Raw genomic sequence first — 21,410 nt, forward strand, 5'->3', positions numbered from 1 at the left:
TCACACAACGCGCATGTTTCCTCCAGCCGGAGGCGCTTCATCCCCGCGTCGCCGGTTAGGCTCGACGGCCGCCCGCCCCCAAAAGCCGTCGGGCCGCCAGAAATCCCAATATCCTATTGGTCACGCCCTCCTCCACCTCGCCATCACTGCGTAAACGCTTTGGACATCTGATCCGCAAAGGGTTTCAACAGATAAGACCAGACATTGCGTTCGTCGGTGCGGATATGAACCTCGGCGGGCATACCTGGCCTCAGCACCTTCGCTTCGGTCAGGCAGCTTGATTTGCTTTCAACCTTGATACGCGCCGAAAAATAGGAAAGCTGACGTTGCGGGTCTTTAATCAGATCTGCCGAGATGTGTTTCACTGACCCTTGGCAGACCGGAGTGGTTCCCACGTCGAACGCCGGAAAACGGATTGATACCGGCTGCCCGGGCCGGACATCGTCGACCCGCGACGGAGGGATCAGCGCGTCCACCACAAGATCGTCGGTATCAGGTACGATGGTCATAAGCATCTCGCCAGGCGCGATAACGCCGCCGACGGTATGGACAGCCGATTCCTGTATCGTTCCGGACTGTGGCGCGCGGATCGTTGTCTTGGTCAGTTCATCCTGCGCCACAATCCTCCGTTCGTTGAGTTCGGTCTGCTTGGCTTCCGTCTCGCGGAGTTCGGTCGTCACGTCAGTGCGCCTTTGGTCATCCAGCTGCAGCATCTGCAACCCCGTTTCGCTGATGCGCGCCTGGGCTTCAGCTACTGCTGCAGCGAGGCGACCCGATTCTCCCCTGGCCCGGGTGGCATCCAACTTGATGTTGCTTACCCTCTCCTTGGAGACGAGTTTTTTGGCGTAGAGGGAATCAACGTCGGCGAAATCCTTGCTCAGCAGAGCAACCGATTCATCCACCGCGCTCTGTTGCGCTTTAAGACCGTCGATCTGACGTTCAAGTTGCTGGGATTGGCTTCTCAGCTGCGCCTTCTGTCCAGCCAAAGCCGAAGAGCGCGTTTCAAAGAGAGCGCGTTCGCCGTTGACGAGCGCCGCCAGCTCCGGTTGGTTCATTCGCGCCTTCAGGCCGACCGGCAGCTGCATTTCCGCCAAGCCCGTGCGCTCGGCCTCCAGCCGGGCGAGGCGAACGGTCGCGCGATCGAGATCCTCGCTGATGATTTGCAGGTTCGCGCGTGTCAGCGTGTCATCCAGCCTGACCAGCACGTCGCCGGCTCGTACATGATCTCCGTCCTGCGCGAAGATTCCGCCCACCGTGCCTCCGGTTTGATGCTGGACCTTCTTGACGTTGCTTTCTACCACCACGGTGGCCGGTGCAACCACGGCGCCGGCGATCTTGGTCAATCCCAGCCACAGGCCGCCGCCAAGGACCAGCAGACCTGTAATCACCAAGCCGAATATCAGGTTGGCCCGAATACCGTCCGGCAGATCTGGCGAGCTCACGGCAGGCCCTTTGCTGCCACGAAGGGTCCGGGCATAGGACGAGAAGGTGACGAATGTTTCGAGCAGAGCCTCATGCATGCCCGGCAACCCCCGGTATCGGCGCCAAAGAAGATGGCCGAGGTGAAACAGGCGGTGAAGGTCGGAGCATGTTCGCCAAGACCTCCTCGCGCGAGCCAAAGGCATGAACCGTCCCGTTCGACATAACCAGCACCTGATCGATGTTGGCGAGTGCCGAGGGACGATGCGCAACGACAATGACGATGCCCCCGCGCTGACGCACTGCCCGTATGGCGCCGGCCAGGGCAGCGTCCCCATCCACGTCGAGGTTCGAGTTCGGTTCGTCGAGCACGACAAGGAACGGCTCGCCATAAAGTGCTCGGGCGAGACCCACGAGTTGCCTCTGCCCTGCCGACAGGGCCGCCCCCCCCTCCCCGATGCGGGTCTGAAATCCCTGAGGGAGTTGCATGATCATTTTCTCGACGCCGGCGGCTCTTGCCGCCGCAAGGACGCCTTTTGGATCCGTCTTGCCTCGGAACCTCGAAATGTTGTCTGCTACCGTGCCGTCAAACAACTCCACATCCTGCGGCATGTAGCCGATATGGGCGCCGAGATGTTCCGAGTTCCATTGATCGAGAGAGGCGCCGTCCAATCTCACCGAGCCATGGAGCGGCTTCCACACCCCGACCAACGAACGGGCCAGCGTCGTCTTGCCGGAGCCGCTCGGGCCGACGACGGCCATTCCAGCCCCCCTCGACAGGTGGAAACTTACATTTACAACGGTCGGTCTTGTCAGGCCGGGCGGCGCGACTGTCAGTTGCTCGACGGCAAATCGTGCCTGTGGACGAGGCAATTCCATCGGATCGTCCTGACTGCCAAATGCAGCCATGACAGCTGCCAGCTCGCTATAGCTGCGCCGGGTCGATAGAAAACCTCTCCAGTTTGCAATCGCCGCGTCAACTGGGGCCAAGGCCCGGCCGAGCAATATGGAAGATGCGATAATCACCCCAGGAGAAGCTTCACCGCCGATGACCAGGTAGGCACCGAGCCCCAGAACGCCGGATTGCAGACCCATGCGAAGCGCCTTCGAGAAGGAACTGGCGCCACCGACGACATCCGAGAGGCGCTCCTGCTGACCAAGATATGCGCGGCTGACGTCGCTCCAGCGTCGAGCCAGTCGACCAGAAAGCCCCATTGCATGAACAACCTCGGCGTTGCGCCGGGCGGAGTCGGCAAGCGCCCGTTGCGACGACAAGTCTTCGGAGGCGCGCGCGGCCGGACCACGGCTAAAGACTTCCGCAACCGCCGTCAGGAGGACCACGGCGATCGCGCCGACGGTTGCCAACAAGCCGAGCAAAGGATGGAGCAAATAAATGATCACCAGATAAAAAGGGATCCACGGAGCGTCGAAGATGACCGTCGGTCCCGTTCCGGAAAGAAAGCCGCGCAGTCGGTCAAGATCGTGCAAAGGCTGCAGACGGCCCGCATCACGTCCTGCCTTGAGCGGCAAGGACAGGGAGATGGAGAACACCTTTTCCTGCAAATTTTTATAGAGAAGACTGCCGATGCGGACCAGCACGCGAAGCCGCACGAAATCCAGGAGCCCGTAGACCGCATACAAGCCCAGCATGCCGATCGTGAACCCCACCAGGGTGGGAACGCTCTGCGACGGCAGAACGCGATCGTAGATCTGCAACATATAAACCGAACCGGTCAGGGCGAGAATGTTTATCACTGCCGAAAACAGCGCCACGCCAAGCAGCCCAGGCATGCAGGCGAGAATGGCGGAACGCAGCTCGGGAGAACCGGCCCCCGATGTTTTCATGACCAGCGGTCGTTCGCGCGACACTGCCGCGCCGTTACTTCCGTAAATTGTGATGGCTCAAACCTTTCTTGGTGCGCATAGCAGCCGCGATCCGTCGCCCCCCTTATTACGCTCTGCTTACATACGTCGACTTTGAGGAAAATGCAGCGGATTCGTGGCGCAGGACCAACGAAACGCGACCCACAGCGTGCACAGGCTGGGGATAACTCCCCCAAAAAATGGCAATTCACGCTAGTAACGCAGTCCAGAATGGAACACGCAAAAGGGGCTTATGTCCTTGCTTCCACACACTTTCAAAGACGCCACGGTCGTTGACACAAAATACCTGATGCGGAGCAACAACTTAGATCAATCAAACCTTTTGTCGTTCTGTATTCTGTATTTGATCTCGTCCCGATACACCAATCACCCGAGCAGACCATCAGTCTCCCAGACTTTCAGGGGCGGCAAATTGACGACCGTCAGGCCGGCACGCCGGATCGTCATTCAAACGGAGGAGGACGGTGACCGAGCCTGACGTATTGTGGTTTAACGCATGCGCAGGGATGGCGACTGGAGGGCTCGTTCACCTCGGGGCGCTGGCCGACGGGTTCGACCCGCCCCATCTGTGACGGCTGCCAACCTGCCCAAGGAGGCGGATCGCGCCTTCGCCATCGTCGTTATCAGAGCGGACGCCGCGTTAGCCGGTGCGTTATCCGCGTAGTGGGGTGTTGCGTGGAAAAGAAGTATCGGAAATTAAGAAGAGCTGTCTGGGAAACGATATATAGGGTCAGCTTGATAACCCCGAATTTCTACGTTCTGAACTACCCCATAGCAGCAGCGGGATTCTTTAACGGGAACAATAGGTTCCCAAGACGGGTTTCCAGTCAATCGGCTACGATAAATGATTTTATATTTGACAGAATGATACGAAATAGATGGGGATACCTGGAGAAGATTTGCGTTGATAAGCATTATGCTAAATACATAGCTAGTGGAATCGCAGGCCTTAAAATCCCAAAGACGATCTCTGTATTCAAGATAGATAGAAATACGACGGCAGATGACATTTTACTTTGGATCCAGCCTTTCCTCGGACGTCATTTCGTGATGAAGCCGACCCATTCCTCTGGAAAAATTATATTCCTCGACAAACCGCTCAATAGGAAAACTCTAGAGGAATTCTTAAATTTCTCTAAGAGGTCGTACTTTAATATTGGACGAGAGACACAATATTATAAAATGGAAAAGAAATTAATTGTCGAAGACAACATTTCTACTGGCGGCGAATTAAGTGACTACAAATTCTTTTGCGTTCGCGGCAAGGCAATTTATCTTCAGGTCGACGTCGGTAGATTTGTTGATCATAAAAGGGCTGTCTTTTCTCTTCCGGATTTTAAGCAGATTGATGTCATGTATGGTTATGACCTACCAGAAAACGTAGAAAGGCCGGAAAATCTCGAAAAAATGATCGAGATCGCGGAAACGATATCTAGGGATGTTGAGTTTGTCAGGGTCGATTTGTACAGCATTAATGGTGACATATATTTTGGAGAGATGACTTTTTCTCCATGCGCTGGATCGGATCATATTTCAAACGAGAGTTGGGCCATCGATTTTTTAAATAGGATCAAAGCAGAAAGTGCTCCTAAAGCAGCGATAGGTGGCCGCTTCACGCCGCAAGCGGCACGATCTTTCGACCGTCAAGTTGGCGGGTGAGCCGCGAGCGCGTCAGCGCAAGCCTCGGTTCATGTGCCGAGGCACCCCAATTGGCTTTCCCCTAGTTGGGGATAACCCGGTCGGGAAAGGCGGATATTTCCCAATCACGCGGCTCAACAATGAGCCGGATGAGAGGGGCTTATGTTGTTGTTGCGGCACTGTTTTAAAAGATTTCGGTTGACCCGAAGCGGAACATCTCCTGCTGTGCAGCAATCCTGTCGGCGATCAAAGATTCTATCCAGCGGGTGTCGTATTTGATTTGGGCCTAATATGCGCCGTCAACTAAGCAGACGTGGGGCATAACCGAATCAACCAAAGGATTTTTGGATGACACTCCACTACGCGTCCGGTGGATCAGCCGCCGAGATCGCAACCGCCGGATTCAATCTGGCTGATGTTCAGTACGTTTCGCAAGTCAATGCCTTGCCGGATGGCATGAAAGGCTTGGTTTATCTCGGTGAGCACGACGGAGTAACTTCGTCTTTCATTGATAAAGTCACTCCCTTCATAGGTAATCCAAATGTGTTCGGGTTTTACCTTAGCGACGAGCCTGATCCGACAGGCAAGTGGGGCAGCTACGCAACCGCTGCAAATCTAAAGGCGGAATCCGACTGGATTCATTCTCATGTTCCCGGCGCCAAGACCTTCATCACGATGATGAACTTGGGCACGGATGGCTCGCCGAGCTACATGAACCCGAACGACCCGGCCCACGCCGCTTACAATCCGGCGAATACGGGCATCGATTTCTACGGTATCGGCTATTACCCCATCAACAACACTTCGGCTCCCGACTACACCCATATCGACAAGATGGTTGCGGCTGCCGGTGAAGCGGGCATCCCGATTGACAAGATCGTCCCGCTTTACCAGGCGTTCGGTGGTGGCAACTGGGAAACCAGCGCTGGCGGCAAGTTTGTCATGCCCACCGCTGCCCAGGAGCAGGCCATGATTGATCGTTGGGCCGCACTGGTTCCGTCGCCGGCCTTTGACTATACCTATAAATGGGGAACGCAGAATGGCGACACCGCGCTTGAAAGCGCCTCGGAACTGAAAGCCTTTTTCCTCCAGCACAATCTCGAGGGCACCCATGCCCCGGTCTCGCCCCCGGTTAGTGATCCTGTCACGCCCCCGGTCAGTGATCCGGTCGGCACACCGACCACACCTCCTACTCACGTCGGCACCCCTGCTCCCACCGCGCCGGCCCCGTCGGGCAGCGATCATGTCTTCCATGGCACGCGCGGCGCAGACGTTTTCCACGCAACCGGGGGCAATGACAAATATCTCGTCAACAATGCTCATGACAAGGTCATGGAGGCGCCAAACGGGGGCTTCGACAAGGTCGCGGCCTCGGTGAGTTACGCTCTTACGGCGGGATCACATGTCGAGCAGCTCTCCACCGCCAATTCCGGTGGCAGGGCGTCCATCAACCTGACCGGCAACGAATTCGGTCAAGCCATCTATGGAAATGGCGGTGCCAACAAGATCAATGGCGGTGGTGGCGCCGACAAGATGACCGGCTATGGCGGCAATGACACCTATTACGTCGACAATGCCCACGACAAGGTGGTGGAGCAGAGAGGAAGCGGCCTCGACAAGGTTCTTGCCTCGGTGAGCTTCGCTCTTTCGGCTGGCTCGCACATCGAGCAACTCGCAACCACCAAGACGTCCGGCAAGGCCGCCATCAATCTGACCGGCAACGAATTCGGACAGACCATTCACGGCAATGCCGGTAACAACAAGATCGACGGTGGCGGCGGGGCCGATACGTTGACCGGGCACGGGGGCAGAGATGCCTTCGTGTTCAGTACCGCCCTTGGTTCTGGAAACGTCGACACGATCACTGATTTCAACAAAGCCCAGGACAAGATCCACCTCGACCATTCCATCTTTGCCGGTCTCGATCAGGGGGGCCTCTCGTCGGACGCTTTCTTTGCCGGCAAAGCGGCGCATGACAGTTCCGATCACATTATCTACAACAGTTCGACCGGAGCTCTTTCTTTCGACAGCGACGGCCTCGGAGGCGCAAACCAGATCCATTTCGCGAGCCTCTCTCCGCATCTGTCGATTACCGCATCGTCTTTCCTGGTCACCTGACGCTCCAGCGACGAATGCCTTAAAAGGTCGGCGAGGTCTTGGGGCCTCGCCGACAGTCGTTTGGGCCGAGCGTCCGAACTTCGCGCCCATCAGCGAGCCGCGGAGTTCAGGTCCGCCACGCCTTACTCCAGCCACTCATCGTGCCCACTTCAGGCAATGCCGTGGGGGCGTCCCGGTGAGACTGCATCGGCAAGGCAGGAGGGACATTAGCGCTCCCCACTGCGAGGGAATCTCGCCTCACTGGTCCTACCCCTTTCCAAACATCATGGTGTCATTCAAACGGACGAGGACAGGAACCCGGCCTCCCCATAGCGTGCACTCGGGCGGGATGCGCTCATAGGTGATGAAACCGGGCCGTGGCAGCGTCGAGAGCGTCAGTTACTCGATTGCCCGCCGTGTGCGCTGGGGAGAGGCAGATGAACCCACATCTGGTCTGCGTGGGAGGCGAGGATCACGCCTTGAGAGTTCCCTTCCTCATCGCGCTGCGAGAGAAAGGCTTTCGCGTTACGGCGGTCTCGAGCGGTTCTCCCGTACCGTTTTTAAGGCATGACATTTCGCATCACAGGTTCTCCTTCGACCGGTTTGCATCTGGCGGCGGGGAATGGCGTGCTCTCGGAACGATGCGCCGATTGATGCGGGAGCTTCGGCCCGACATCATCCAGAGTTTCGACACCAAGCCAAATCTGTTGACGCCCCTTTCCATGCGGGGAACAGTTCCGGTTATTCGCACCATCAACGGGCTGGGCTGGACGTTCTCATCTCTGGCGCCTCGCGCTTTGGCCCTGCGTCCGGTCTATTGCGCGCTGCAATGGCTCGCGTCTTCGTGGACGGCGGCGACCGTTTTCCAAAATCGTGATGACCAACTGTTCTTCGAGCGCTTTCGGCTGACCGGTCGCGGAAGCTCGCGACTGATACGCAGTTCCGGAATCGATGTCGATGCGTTCGCAACGGTGCGCCATCTCGGGTCCTCGGCAACGAAGATGCGTAGGGAACTCGGCCTCCAGTCCGCCGAAGTGGTGATCTTTGTCGGCCGCTTGACCCGTCAGAAGGGTGTGGGAACCCTCCTCGAGGCGGTTCCTCGCGTCGTGGCCGAAAGACCAGCAGCACGATTTGTGCTTGTCGGCCCGCGAGAATCCGAAGGCTCATTCGCAATCGACAAGTCCGAGATCGACCGGCACGCATCTCATGTGCTGGCCTTGGGTCCACGACGCGATGTCGCTGATCTCCTCGGCATGGCCGATGTATTCGCCTTTCCCACCCAGTATCGCGAAGGAGTACCGCGTGTGTTGCTGGAAGCGGGGCTTTCGGGACTGCCAATCGTGGCTTCCAGGATGCCAGGCTGCAGAGACGTCGTCGAAGACGGGTGGAATGGCTACCTGGTTGCACCGCATGACGCCGATGCCCTTGCCTCGCGAACAATAGACTTGCTGTCCGACCGCGCTGGGGCAAAGGCAATGGGCGTCCGTTCCGCTGAACTTGTGCGGGAGCGATTTGCCCTGCCGTTGGTGGTCGATCAGTACTGCGACCTGTACGAAAACACCCTCCGCGCGGGGCTTCCGCGACCGCTCCCTGCTGTCGCACTTGAGGGCAGCCTCGCAGATCACCGGGGCGGAGCACGTCAATGATCCGGGACGCCTTGCTCGCCCTGGGAGTTGCGATGTCCTACGCGACGCAACTGGCCGTTCCGGGATTGCCGCTCGGCTATGGCGAATTGTTCATCGCGATCTGGATCGTTCTGGCGATTGGACGAATATTCGCCGGGGGTCGTCTCCAGGTCACACCCGCTTTTGTCCAACTGGCGAGCTTCTGGCTGATCTTGTCGCTGGCTTTGGGAATCGGCACGATCGTCGGCTACCTGACCACCGTCCTTTACTTGACCGGGCTGGTACATGACCTGATGGCCTACATGCTGCTGGCCGGCTTCACATGCCTGGCGGCCGCGGAGCCCGACGCCGATCGTCACCTTCGCCGCAGTGCCTGGTGGGTGATCGCCATCGCCAATGGAAGCTTCGTAATTCAGCTGGGATTGGCATTTGGGGTAGCCCACCAGCCCGGCGTCGACCCCTGGTTCTGGGACAGATTCCGTGGCTGGTCCGAGAACCCGAACCAACTTGCGCTCTATTGCGCGCTTTTTGGCCCCCTGGCTTTGCACCTTGCCACGACCACCCGTAACCCATGGCGCCGTTTGCTCGCATTCTCCAGCCTGATCCTGACCTTTTATGTCGGCCGGCTGACGAAGAGCGACACCTATCTCTACACCAGTATCCTGAGCTGCCTCGTCTTTCTCGGATTGCGGCTTCGTGCATGGATCGCAACAAGCGGTCGCGCCAGCCTGCCCCGCTTGTCAGCAATTGTGCTGTTGGCGGGTTCCTTGCCTTTAGCGCTGGCGATGACGCCCTACGCGCTCACCGAAGAGGCCAGCGTCGCCCATTTTGCCAAGAGCCTTACCAAGGACCAGGGTGGGGAAGCGACACTCGAAACGTTCGAACTCCGGCTCTATCTGTGGCAGGACGCGGTGGAAACGGGGTTGAAATCCGGGTCGCTGGGATTGGGCCCTGGGCCTCACCTCGAGCGCCCGCCCGTCGCCGACCGTCAATTTCTGCAGCGACCTTTCGAGGCCCATAATACCGTTCTTGACCTTTACCTGCAGGGCGGATTGCTTGCGGTGATGGCATTGGTCTGGATCGTGGGAGCCGCAATGTCGCTTGCCTGGCGAGCGGGATTCGACGCGCTGCTGGTGCTCGGTGCGTCGACGATAATCTTCAGCATGCCTCACCTGATCATCCGCCATCCGATCGTGTGGTTTTCGCTGGCTTTCTGCCTCGTTGCCGGAAATCCGACCGCACTTCGGCGGCAACTTGCCGAGCCCAGGGTGCCCTAAATGTGTGGGATCGCCGGAATTCTATTGGCTTCCGATGCCACAGACATAAAGCCGCTCCAAGCGATCGGGCGGATGACCGCATCGCTGCGTCACCGGGGCCCGGATGGCGAAGGGCTCTGGGCCGATCGCGAGGCTGGAATCGCATTGGGCCACAGGCGATTGGCAATTGTCGACCTGTCAGCCGCCGGGCACCAGCCGATGCATTCTGCCAGCGGCCGATACGTGATCACCTTCAACGGTGAGATATACAATTTTCGCGATTTACGTCGCGAACTTGAGGGTGCGGGCCAAACCTTTCAAGGCGCCAGCGACACCGAAGTGATGCTCAGCGCAATCGAGCATTGGGGGCTTGAAACCGCCCTCAAACGCTTTGCCGGAATGTTCGTGTTCGCATTGTGGGATCTGAAGACAAGAAGCCTTTATCTGGCCCGTGACAGGATGGGCAAAAAGCCCCTCTATGTTGCTTCGACCCGAGACGCATTGGTCTTCGCCTCTGAGCTGAAGGCGATCAACACCTTTCCGGGCTTCTCTCCCGACCTTGATCTTGATGCCGCGGCGGCAATGCTTTCAACGGGATGGGTGCCGGACCATCTCTGTATCTGGCGAGGCGTGTTCAAACTGCCGCCTGGTTCCGTCCTTTCCGTCACCGCGGCGAATTGTGCCGAAGACCGCAGCGCGGACCGTCTTTCGCAACGCGTTCACCGCTGGTGGTCACTGGCTGACGTTGCAGCCGATGGGCGACGGAACCCCGCTACCGGCACCGACGAAGATCTGGTTGACGAACTGGACAACCGGCTTCGGCTGGCCGTGCGGGAACGCATGATGGCCGACGTCCCTCTGGGTGGCTTCCTGTCGGGCGGGATCGACAGCTCAGCCGTGATCGCCCTGATGCAGGCTCAATCCTGCAAGCCGGTTCGCAGTTTCACGATCTCGTTCGCAGAGGGCGGCTTTGATGAAGCTCCATACGCAGCGGCCGTTGCCCGTCATCTGGGCACCGACCACTCCGAACTTCACCTCTCGCCCAGCGCCGCACGTGACGTCATTCCCGAGTTGCCGCAGGTCTGGGATGAACCCTTCGCCGATGAATCGCAGATACCGACCTTGCTCGTTGCCAGGCTCGCCCGTCAGCACGTCACCGTAGCGCTGTCGGGCGACGGCGGTGACGAATGCTTCGCAGGATACGGCCGCCACTTCATGGCGGAGCGGTTGAAACGACACCTGCGCCTGCCCCGACAACTGCGCCGAACCTTGGCGGCAGGGGCAGGCTTTTTCGCACGCGCAGGACGCGACGATGTCATCGGCAAACTGCCACTCTCTGCGAGCGCGAGGCATTTTATCCGGAGCGACCGGATGGAACGTCTCGCCCGGCTGCTCACGGCATCGAATGAAGACGAATTGTTTCAGCGGCTGGCGCGGCCACAGGCTGAAAACCTGGGACGTCAGCGGCCCACCGAACCAATCTACGGCCACGGCGGTCCGCCGCTTGACGACCTGCTCTCCCGTCTTCTGTGCGATGACATGGCGGGGTACTTGCCTGGCGATATCTTGGTGAAGCTGGACCGTGCCACTATGGCCAACAGCCTTGAGGGCCGGTGTCCTCTGCTTGACCACCGCGTTGTCGAATTCTCCTGGCGGCTGCCATCCAACATGAAAGTTCGTGATGGCGCCGGCAAATGGATTCTTCGTCAATTGCTACGCCGCTATCTCCCGCAGCACCTGATCGAGCGTCCGAAACAGGGCTTCGATGTCCCTATCGCAGCATGGCTGCGGGGTCCGCTGCGCAACTGGGCCAGCGATCTTCTCGCCGACATGCGAGCAGAAAGCAGTGACGTATTGGACGCTGCGAAGATCGACGCCTGCTGGCGCGATCACATTGATGGCCAGAACCGCTCGCGCGAATTGTGGTCCGCATTGATGTTCCAGGCCTGGCGGAGCCGAGCCAACCGGCAAGCACAGCAAACCGGCCCAATTCATGAACCCGATCTGGCAGGAGTATAAAATGGTAGGTTCCGCAATCAGCCCGATCCAGCTGCCACGGATCAATCAACCACCAGCACCGGTTCTCGAAGGCAGAGTGCACGTGCGGTCATTGCGCGAATATGTCGAGCCGGCCACCGCGTCGCACCAACTCTTCGTGATTCTGGCAAGGCGAAAATGGTCTATTGTTGCCTTCGCTGTGTTGGGCGGGCTGCTGGCGGGGTTGCTGGGAAGTCTTCGCCCGGTTCTCTACGAAGCAACTACTCAGCTTATCATCGACGCCCCATCGCGCGGTTCACTGCCCGTCGGCGCCCCGTCTTCGCAGGACCTCGTCGATTCAAGCATAGATGACCACATCACGATGCTATCGTCGCAAGACCATCTGCGCCGCGTCATGGCGGCACTGCGCAAGACAGGTGCGGCTGAAACCGGACAGGACAATTCCGCTAGCGGGAATTCCCGGCTTGAGCCGTCTGCCATCCCTCCCCCGAGGACACGCTCGCTTGCCGGTGGTCTACTGGACCGACTGTGGCCAGGAGCGGACAAAACAATCAGCGATTCACAGGCCGAGGATGCCTCCGAATTGAGAGCCTTGCGGCAAGGAATGCGGGTCGGGCAGGAGCTGCGATCGAGAGTAGTCTCCGTCGCTTTCGCCGATGACAGTCCCGCGCGGGCGGCGCTCGTGGCCAACACATTCGCTCAGGTCTATGTCGACAATCTGATAAGGAGAAGGCAGGCATCCGACCAGCAAGAACTCGATGCGATCACCACCAGCCTGCCCAGGCTGCAAAACGATCTGCAGGCAGCGGCCGACCGCCTTGAGAAATATCGGTTGAGCCACGGAGCCATCGACCAAGGCTCGGCGGACAATGCAGCCAGGGAACGGGCCGACCTCAGCCAGCAATTGTCGATGTCAAACGCAGATCTCGCCGCTGTGGAAACTCGGCTGCGACATGTTCAGGAGCTTCGAGCGCAGGGGGCTTCTTTCGTCTCCGTGGCCGAAGCCATTGGCGGGCCTGAACTTGCCGATCTTGCGGCTCGACAGGCTCGCGCGCCTGCGGACCAAGAACTCAGAAACCTGACCGAAAGCAAGGTCGAACAAGGCATCGACAAGATTGCTGCGGACGCAAACATTTTCCGTGCCCAGATCGCCACTCTTGAGAGCCGGAAGGCCATTTTGGATGCGGTCATGGCCGACACCGCCAGCCGGCTTTCCGGGTTGCGGGTTCTCGAGCCGCAGGTCAGTTTGCTGACCCAGCGATACAACGAACTTCTTGGCCGGCAACAGGATTTGACGCGGCGTATCGGAGTTCCCTCGGCTGGAATTTCCATCCTATCGGCGGCATGGCCGCCGACCATCCCGCAGACCTTGCCCGCCATCTTCCTTGTTCCGCCCGGGATGATTGTGTTCGCTATACTGGGCGCGATTTTCGTCACGATGCGCAATCACTTCGATCGGACTTTCCGCGGTGAGACCGAGGCGGAAGCGGTGCTCAAGGTTCCATGTATGGGGCAGATTCCCGAAGCAGGCAGGGTGCATGCCAAACGACTGCGAACCCTTGTCCTGGGCGAGCGCAGCTCCGCCTATAGCCGCGCCGTGACGTCGTTGCTGATTGCTGCGGCGCCCAATGCGCTGAGGGCTCGTTCGTCGTACACGGCGCTTGTCACCTCCAGCGTCCCGGAGGATGGGGGGACCGAGCTCGCATGGAGTCTGGCGCTGGCCGGCACGCGGATGGGCGGTCGTGTTCTCTTGATCGATCTTGAACGCAAGGGCGTTCAACTCACGCTCGAGTTCCTGCATCAGTTCAGCGAGCGCAAGAGCCGCCATTCCTTCGCTGATTATGTCTGCAATCGCAGCAACCTGGAAAACGCCGTGGCCAGTCTGCATGAAATCGGCATCGACGTGATGACCGCTGCTCCGTCGGACGATCTGCTGGCGGTGTTGTCCTGCGAGGATGGGGGCAAAGTGATGGCGGATCTGCACTTGACCTATCGCATCGTCATCATAAACCTGCCGTCGGCGCTCGGGCGGCCGGAAGCCAAATTTCTGGCTGGATGGGCTGATGCGGTGCTTTTTGCCGTCCGATGGAGGAAAACGCCACGTACCCTCGCTCGCGGGGTGCTGGAACTCCTTCAGGGCAACGGTTCTCTTGCGGTACCCGTCGGCAGCGTCCTCACGCAAGTGAACTTGAAAAAACATGCCGGATATCGGCTCGAGGATAGCGCCGACCTCTTGCGCGAGCAGATAGCATGACCAAGCATAGGCTCGTCCTTGGGCCGCGGACGATCCGGGGGCGGTTCATCCAGGGAGCGGCCCGGACGATTCAGGGTGCAGCCTGTCCGCAGAGCGCGTCATTCAGGTGAATGATGGCAACGTTCGGTGTGCATCGTAGGCTGCGGCAATCCCCGATATTTGCCTCCCTCGGAAGCGCGAACCGATGGCACTGAGCGACCTTCTGAGACCCAAGATGGTTCCCGCGGCCGACACAGCCATCATCGCTGTTCGGCCGAGCACGATCGGTTCGATCATTCGTGCAGCTGGTGAGGTGTCGGCGATGGCAATTGTCGGCCAACTCACCCTTCTTGCTGCGATTCCGGTCTTGGCGCGGCTCTATTCGCCTGCGGATTTCGGCATCTTTACGATTTATCTGTCGATTGTGAACATACTCGCCGGGGTCGCAGCATTGCGCTTCGAGGCGTCACTCTATGGGGTTAAGGGGAGCGCCCAGGCCTATGTGACGGTCAAGCTTATCCTTTTGGCTGTGTTCGTGACCACCGTCCTGGCCTTTTCGGCCGGACAGATGCTGTCGAACCTTGCTCCCAACCGCCTCGGCTCGCTTGCCTGGCTCATTCCGATCGGAATGGGAGGCGCAGGTCTGGTCGAAGCCATGAACTGCTGGAGCCTGCGTGCCGGGCTTTTGCGCGACTTTGCCCTTGGGCGGCTGATCCTGCCGGCGAGCATGGCTGCACTGCAATTGGTTTTCGGCATTGCCAACCTTGGCGGCGAAGCGATGATCCATGCCCATATTTTGAGCCAGTTCGTCTTTATCGGGTATATCGGTTATCGAGTGACGAGCTGGGAGGATTTGCGCGGCATCGCCCGGGCACCTTGGCGTGCGGTGTTCGAAAAGGCCCGGCGGGAATACAAATTTCCTCTGTTCGATATCCCCGCAACACTCGCGAGCATAGCGATCAACAATCTTCCGGCAGTTCTTGTCGGTGGGCTGTTCGGCACCGCATTTGCCGGATATTTGGGCGTGGCAACGCGCCTGGTTACCGGTCCAGTGACGCTGATCGCTTCACCGCTCAGCAATGTTTTTGTCGCCGAAGCAAACCAGAACAACAATCGTGGACACCTGCTTGGCGTGGCACGCGGGCTTCTCCTGCTGGCCGCCGGCTTTACCGCGGTGCCGATATTGCTGCTTGGACTCGCCGCGCCCTATGTGGTCGTTCCGCTCCTGGGCGAGCCTTGGATGCCCACCGCGGAAATCATGACCGCACTGGCGCTGATGGGCGCGGCACAAGCGTTGTCTACTCCGCTTAGCGACGTTCCCGCTCTGCTACGTCGGCAAGGAACAAGACTGGTCATCGACCTCGCACGAGCGGTTCTCGTGTTTGGCCCGCTGCTCGCCGGCGCCCAGGCGGGCTGGCAGCCAGTCACCGTCATCTATTTCATGGCCGCCGGCGGCGCGTCGGGTTTCGCTCTGAAAATGGCAGCATCGCTGTATTTGTTGACCCACGACCCCCAACCAGCAGGCGCTGCAACGTGCATCCAACATGAATGTCTCGAGGAAAAAACACCATGAATTCGTCGTCGGTTGACAATCTTCAAGCGGCAGTTGCGGTCACCCAGCATGACCGTGCCGATGTCTCATGGTCACGCCCTTTTATCTCTGTCGGGATACCAACCTTTCGCCGGCCCGATACGATCCGCAGGGCGATCGACAGCGTCCTGGGTCAGGATTACTCCGATTGGGAGTTGGTCGTGAGCGACGACGAGGGACCGGAGGGCGAGACCTGGGCTATCGTGACCGACTATGCACGAAGCGAACCTCGCATCCGCATCATCGAGAACAGCCGAGGTCGCGGTCAGGTGGAGAACACCAACAACGCTATGCTGGCTTGCGCTGGACGGTGGATCAAGTTGCTGCACGACGATGACTGGCTTGCGCCAGGTGCACTCAGGACATTCGCCGAAGTTGCCAAACAGCACCCGTCGGTTGCCTTCATGACGTCAGCCGCAAACATAATCGAGGACAAGCGAGTGAGATTTCGCCAAGTCCCCAAGGAGCAGGAAGCGATCTCCCTTTATTCCAGCCAGCAGTGCCTGATGGACCTCTATCTGGTGCGCGCGACACGCTGCCTGGGGATCATTCCATCCACATTGTTGATCAACAGCGACGTCATTCGTGCCGGCTGCTTGATGCGCACGCACAAAGAGATTCCGGCCGGAGTGGATCAACTGTTCTTCGTCGATCTAGCCAGCCATGGGGACATGGTAGCGATAAGCGATCCGCTTACCTTTTATGATGCAACGAGCCATCCAAGCATTACCACGTCAAAGAGTTTCCGCGAGGTCGACGAAGTGACCCTCGCCGTCAAGCAGCTTAACTGGAATCTCATCAAAGACCGCAACCATCTCCCGCCTCCCGAGACATTGCTGCGGGCGCTGCGGGTTGCTCGTATTCCCATGCGGTTCCACCAGCAGTCCTGGCTGACCACATTCCTGGATGGGATACAGATCTTCCGGCCTTCGGTCATGAAGGTGGCGGGCTGGCACGTGCTTAATCACGTGTTTGCAATCCGCCCAAGATTGGGCCGGGTGCGCACGCGACGGCGGTAAGGTGAGGCTGGCCGACAAGCACATCAGCGACAGATTGCGCGCACAAGCCTGTTGTGCGCGCGCATGGTAAAGGCGTTTGCCTCACGGCAAAACGCATATGCGCCCAAGAAGAGCTACCAGTTCCGCCTGTCGCCGTGTTTCGGTCTTGGCGAACAGCGACGCCAGCTGCGACCTTATCGTGGTCCGGCTCAAGCGCCGCTTGCGGGCTATTTCCAAAGGGGCATCGCCCTGCGCCAAGCGCAGTGCGAGCTGCGTTTCGGCACTCGTCAGACCAAACATTCTTTGCAGCGTCTGGGGATTTGGCCCGGACCTGTTTTCACGATCCAGCAGCGCCACGATGCTTGTCGCGTCAGGCGTTGCTATGCCCTTCTCGTTCAATATCAGGGGCCTGTCGCCCATGCCTCGGATCACCACCCATGAAAGCGTGCCAGGAGAAAAATTGCCCGGCACGTTTGCGATCAGCCGTCTCAGCGCAGCAAATACCTTGCTGGCCGTATCGGCTGCCTCGCCTTCGCGCTCCAAGGTGTTTTGAGCGGCTGAATTCCACTCCATGACCTTCCTGTCGCTGTTCAGGATCAGGTAGCCACAACCGATGCGATCAAGCATTCTCACAACAGATGCAAGGCTGCTCTGCCGTGGCTCGACAGCAACGCTGTCGAACCGTTGTGGTGCTTGATGCCAAGCGTAAGCATGGTCACCTTGCGTTCTCAAGGCGGAGACAGGCTTTCCCCCGAAACTTCCATATTGGCGACCAAGAATTCCATCATCTTGCCTACCAACCAGTGCCATTTTCTTACCTCCCGCAAAACGGCAACGCCTCCCAGTCAAAAGGAGGTGCCTTAAACATGTCAGTCAGGTCCCTTGGAGAGTAGCGGTCCGATCCGCCCCCGACATCGGACAAAATGCGCGCTACAATCCCGGGGAACAATCCTGCGGTCGGACTAGTCTGTACGCTTTTCGGTCTAATCTCGACGGACTAGTCAGAAGGTTATAGTCTGGCACATGCGTTTGCATTCGCTCAGTTTGCATCCGAACAGCTCAGGCAAGTTGCTGACCCGCCTTGCCTCGATGTCGCTCCTGATAGCGACACTTGCAGTCGAGACAGCGCTGCCGACCTCTGTGGCATACGACATCGGCTTTTTTGAGTTTGTTCCCGCCATTATTGCCATCTCATATTTCGAAGATCGCATGATCGCTCTTGCGGCAACATTTGTGATGGTTGCCGTCGGCTTGTTGACGCGGGATGTCCTGCACCATCCAATCGATGTCGGCCTTTGGGTTCAAGCCATTCTGCTGCTGGTTGCAGGGGGGATGATCGCCCTGACTTTCCACCGGCAGAGGCAGGACTACCGCACCCTTTTGCAGGTTGCGGAGGCTAGACTCGCGGCCTTGGAAGCAACCGAAAACAGGTATCGCTGGGCATTCGAACGTGCCGCCATTGGCTTTGCCAACATGAATGAGAACGGAGAGTTGCAACGGTCCAACAAGCGTCTTGGTGAGATGACAGGGTATGTCGAGGAGGAGCTTTCAAGTCTGCCGCTCAGCGCACTCGTCCACCCCGACGACAACCACACCTTGGCGGAAGCGTTGACTCGCCTGAAAGACACGACTTCGTTTGGCTCGGAGATCCGTCTCCTGAGAAGAGACGGCACGATTTTGTGGACAAGATTGGCCCTGTCTTTGGCCGTGCCAGCCGATGCTCTCCCTCAAAGCATTTTTGTAGTGGTGGACGACATATCGGGAGAGCGAACCGCCCGCGAGGCACTCCGGGCTCAGAAGGAATGGTTGGACCTGGCGCTATCGTCAAGCCGGTTGGGAACATGGCGCATAGATTTCGAGAGCGGGTCCGTGAAGGGCTCAGCCGCGTTCTGGGAAATGATGGGGCTGGCACCCGCGCCGAGCCGTCCATTGCAGGAATTGACTGCGGTCGTTCACCCGGCCGACTTGCCTAATCTGATGGCCCCGGGAGAGCTTGCATCAGGCGCCGACTATGACGCTGAGATCCGCATCAGGCGAACTGGCGGACATATCCGCTGGATTGCTCTTCGGGGACGGGACGAATTGCGCGACGGTCGTGCACAGCGAATAGGAGTCGCCGCGGATCTCACCGATCGGCGCATAACCATTCTGCTGCGGGCTGCGGCGAAGAAGCGAGAGCGGGCTATGCTTGAACAGCGCCATAGGCTCAACAATCTGTTTCCGGTGATCACGGCGCTTGTGAATATGGTTGGTGCCCCCGACAATGATATCGCCAGCTATAAGCAGACACTGATCGAAAAGATCGGCGCACTCCAGGCGACGCATCTGCTTCTTTCACGCGATGGCAGCCTGTCGGCTTCCCTGCGTGACCTCATCGTTCAGGAATTGCAGCCCTATATGGGGACGCATGACATTTCGATCAGTGGACCCGAAATAAAAATGGCTGAGGGTTCGGCTGAGAGCTTCGCAATGATCGTTCACGAGCTTACGACCAATTCCGTGAAGCATGGGGCTCTCGGCACTCCGGCAGGACGGATCGAGGTCGTGTGGCAATTCGTGGCCCAGGAGCCCGGCGCCGACATAGTGTTTGAATGGTCGGAATCGGGAGAGCGCCGGGTCTCCACCTCGGCTCGGCGTGGTTTTGGGTCGTTGATTATCGGAGCCGGCGGTGAGCCTATCGTGGGCCACTCTTCCAAGCTTGAGATGCTGGATCACGGACTGAAATATTCGGTCCGGCTGCCGCCAAAAGCAATCGGCGCTAGTTGATGTCCCTGGCGGCCCATGTCTTCAGCAAAACCGCGGCTTCCGTTCGATTTCGTGCCCCAAGTTCGCGCAGGACGGCAGCCGCATGAATCTTCGTCGTCGCTTCTGCAATTTCAAGAGAGCGGGCAATCTCTTTGTTCGAGTAACCTTCAGCCATCAACCTGAGGACTTCCTTCTGTCTGGACGTAAGCCTGCCCAGATTGTTGACGCTGATGGTCCTGTGGGGCATTTGCGTGGGAGCCTCGGATGGAAGGCGCACCGACGCCTTGGACCTTTGTGAAAGAAGTGCCGGAACGTAAATGCGGCCAGCCAGGATTTCGTTCACCGCCAGGACCACCTCCTCGTCCGTTTGGGACTTTACGATATAGCCATGAAGTCCAATCGAGAGGGCAGTTAGAATCTCGGCGCGTGAATCGGTCCCTGAGACAATTGCAAACCGTGTGTCGGGATGAGCCGGTAAGACGTCGCGAAGGTCGTCCTGACCGGACAGTCCCGGCATGTTCAGGTCGATGATGGCGAGATCAACAGGCGCCTGATCTTCAAGCAAGCTTATGACGGTATCAAAACACGCCGCTTCGAATATTTCCAAGTCTGGAATGCCGGCCATCAAAGCCAGTCGCAGCCCACGACGATACAAGCCGTGATCATCGGCGATGATAATACGATACATGAACCACCCACCTTTTGGCAGCCCGCATGTGTCCCTAGCTGCCGAAACCTCCCTTTGGATGGACTGTACGGTGACCCAACACAGATCAGCCGCCCGCTGATCCCCCGTATGTCGACGCTCGCCGCCGCCCATCGGCACATTTCAACCTTCTAATATAGCTTACAATCGCACACATTTCAGGGCCAGATGTTGAAGTGTTTTTTTCGTACGAACGGTAGCGATGCCCTTCCGAGCAGGTCGTTGCCGGCGCCGGACATGTGAACAGTTCCCAGCTCTGATCGCCCTGCCGCCCCCATGCCCTGCCAACTGGAATATTGAATCAAAAGGCCGGGAAAGTGCCATTCAAATGCACGACGACGCCTTCTTAAGCGCCACTTACCATCGCTGCACTCCGGAGAGGCAAAACCAACACTGGCGTACCTTCCGGCCGGGTGGGTTGGACCCATCACACCGCGACAGTCGTATCAATAGGAGGACGAGATGAAAGCGGTCATTCAGTGCGGTGGAATGGGAACACGCCTTCGGCCTTTCACTTCCATATTGCCCAAGCCTCTCATGCCGATCGGTGCTCGACCGGTTCTTGAATTGCTTTTGAAGTGGCTGCGGCGGAACGGCATTCAGGAAGTCTACGTCACGACCGGCTATCTGGGGCACTTGATCCGCACCGTATGCGGGGACGGATCCCAGTGGAATCTAAGGATACGCTACACCCAGGAACTGGAACCTCTCGGCACCATTGGCCCGCTCTCCCTGATCAGGGAGGAACTGGACGAGCCGTTCATTGTTCTCAATGGGGACGTACTTACCGATCTCAGTCTCAGCCGGTTTGTGGCATCACACCGCACACACACGGATCCAGTCACCATAGCCACCGCATCCCGCGTCATCAAGATGGACTTCGGCGTCATCGACGAGGTCGACAATACCGTACAAGTATTTCGTGAAAAACCGACGCTATCCCATCTGGTAAGCATGGGAATATATTGCATGAATCCAGACGTTTTTCGTTTTATACCTGACGGCATCGCCTTCGGATTCGACGATCTCATGCTGCAGATGATGCAAAACGGCACGAATGTGCACGTCTACAAACATGACGGGCTTTGGCTGGATATCGGACGCGTTGAAGATTTTCAAAACGCACAAACCATTGCCTGGGAAGAGCAGTCCGCATCGATCGAGGTCTCGGCAGCGGCCGCTTGAGGGCTGAACGCTCGACCACGCCAACATGAGGAGGT

At 58.4% G+C, this 21,410-nt stretch carries 14 protein-coding genes; 10 read left to right on the plus strand and 4 right to left on the minus strand.

Going from position 1 to position 21,410, the window contains the following annotated elements; genetic code table 11:
* Positions 1 to 143: 143 nt before the first annotated feature.
* Both A9K65_RS29235 and A9K65_RS29240 read right to left on the minus strand, forming a co-directional pair.
* A complete protein-coding gene (locus tag A9K65_RS29235; RefSeq protein WP_013533102.1) occupies positions 144 to 1,520 on the minus strand; it encodes an HlyD family type I secretion periplasmic adaptor subunit in 1,377 nt (458 codons plus the stop codon).
* Complete coding sequence (locus tag A9K65_RS29240) at positions 1,513 to 3,264, minus strand: type I secretion system permease/ATPase (RefSeq protein ID WP_064995180.1); 1,752 nt, start codon at positions 3,262 to 3,264, stop codon at positions 1,513 to 1,515. The genes A9K65_RS29235 and A9K65_RS29240 overlap by 8 nt, the downstream gene beginning before the upstream one ends.
* Positions 3,265 to 3,978: 714 nt before the next feature.
* On the opposite strand from A9K65_RS29240, the gene A9K65_RS29250 reads away from it, so the two are divergent.
* The 8 genes from A9K65_RS29250 to A9K65_RS29285 all read left to right on the plus strand — a co-directional run bounded on the left by A9K65_RS29250 (position 3,979) and on the right by A9K65_RS29285 (position 16,760).
* Positions 3,979 to 4,962 carry an ATP-grasp fold amidoligase family protein gene (locus A9K65_RS29250; protein WP_164745800.1) on the plus strand — a complete coding sequence of 328 codons (984 nt, stop codon included), beginning with the start codon at positions 3,979 to 3,981 and terminating at the stop codon, positions 4,960 to 4,962.
* 327 nt (positions 4,963 to 5,289) lie between these two features.
* On the plus strand, positions 5,290 to 7,059 hold the full coding sequence (locus A9K65_RS29255) for a calcium-binding protein (protein ID WP_064995002.1): 1,770 nt from the start codon (positions 5,290 to 5,292) through the stop codon (positions 7,057 to 7,059).
* Between the two features lie 416 nt (positions 7,060 to 7,475).
* A complete protein-coding gene (locus tag A9K65_RS29260; RefSeq protein WP_063167495.1) occupies positions 7,476 to 8,684 on the plus strand; it encodes a glycosyltransferase family 4 protein in 1,209 nt (402 codons plus the stop codon).
* Positions 8,681 to 9,940, plus strand: a complete 1,260-nt coding sequence (locus tag A9K65_RS29265; protein WP_013533107.1) for an O-antigen ligase family protein — start codon at positions 8,681 to 8,683, stop codon at positions 9,938 to 9,940. The genes A9K65_RS29260 and A9K65_RS29265 overlap by 4 nt, the downstream gene beginning before the upstream one ends.
* Complete coding sequence (gene asnB / locus A9K65_RS29270; protein WP_064995001.1) at positions 9,941 to 11,938, plus strand: asparagine synthase (glutamine-hydrolyzing); 1,998 nt, start codon at positions 9,941 to 9,943, stop codon at positions 11,936 to 11,938. It abuts the gene before it with no gap.
* Between the two features lies 1 nt (position 11,939).
* Positions 11,940 to 14,171 (plus strand): exopolysaccharide transport family protein, encoded by a 2,232-nt coding sequence (locus A9K65_RS29275; RefSeq protein ID WP_063170175.1) that lies wholly within the window; start codon positions 11,940 to 11,942, stop codon positions 14,169 to 14,171.
* Between the two features lie 184 nt (positions 14,172 to 14,355).
* Positions 14,356 to 15,723 carry a lipopolysaccharide biosynthesis protein gene (locus A9K65_RS29280; RefSeq protein WP_013533110.1) on the plus strand — a complete coding sequence of 456 codons (1,368 nt, stop codon included), beginning with the start codon at positions 14,356 to 14,358 and terminating at the stop codon, positions 15,721 to 15,723.
* Positions 15,720 to 16,760 carry a glycosyltransferase family 2 protein gene (locus A9K65_RS29285; RefSeq protein ID WP_063167492.1) on the plus strand — a complete coding sequence of 347 codons (1,041 nt, stop codon included), beginning with the start codon at positions 15,720 to 15,722 and terminating at the stop codon, positions 16,758 to 16,760. Before A9K65_RS29280 ends, A9K65_RS29285 begins: the two co-directional genes overlap by 4 nt.
* A gap of 81 nt (positions 16,761 to 16,841) precedes the next feature.
* On the opposite strand, the gene A9K65_RS29290 is transcribed toward A9K65_RS29285, so the two are convergent.
* The gene (locus A9K65_RS29290) at positions 16,842 to 17,549 is read right to left on the minus strand and encodes a helix-turn-helix transcriptional regulator (protein ID WP_064995000.1); all 708 of its coding nucleotides are present in this window, start codon (positions 17,547 to 17,549) and stop codon (positions 16,842 to 16,844) included.
* A gap of 213 nt (positions 17,550 to 17,762) precedes the next feature.
* Between A9K65_RS29290 and A9K65_RS29295 the strand changes: the two genes are divergently transcribed.
* Complete coding sequence (locus A9K65_RS29295; protein ID WP_063167491.1) at positions 17,763 to 19,505, plus strand: PAS domain-containing protein; 1,743 nt, start codon at positions 17,763 to 17,765, stop codon at positions 19,503 to 19,505.
* Here the strand turns inward: A9K65_RS29295 and A9K65_RS29300 are convergent.
* Positions 19,498 to 20,172 carry a response regulator transcription factor gene (locus tag A9K65_RS29300; protein ID WP_063170174.1) on the minus strand — a complete coding sequence of 225 codons (675 nt, stop codon included), beginning with the start codon at positions 20,170 to 20,172 and terminating at the stop codon, positions 19,498 to 19,500. The genes A9K65_RS29295 and A9K65_RS29300 overlap by 8 nt on opposite strands.
* A gap of 480 nt (positions 20,173 to 20,652) precedes the next feature.
* On the opposite strand from A9K65_RS29300, the gene A9K65_RS29305 reads away from it, so the two are divergent.
* A complete protein-coding gene (locus tag A9K65_RS29305; RefSeq protein ID WP_013533115.1) occupies positions 20,653 to 21,375 on the plus strand; it encodes a sugar phosphate nucleotidyltransferase in 723 nt (240 codons plus the stop codon).
* Positions 21,376 to 21,410 lie beyond the last annotated feature (35 nt).

Origin of the sequence: Mesorhizobium sp. WSM1497, from assembly GCF_001672455.2 — a bacterium.
Taxonomy (GTDB): domain Bacteria; phylum Pseudomonadota; class Alphaproteobacteria; order Rhizobiales; family Rhizobiaceae; genus Mesorhizobium; species Mesorhizobium ciceri.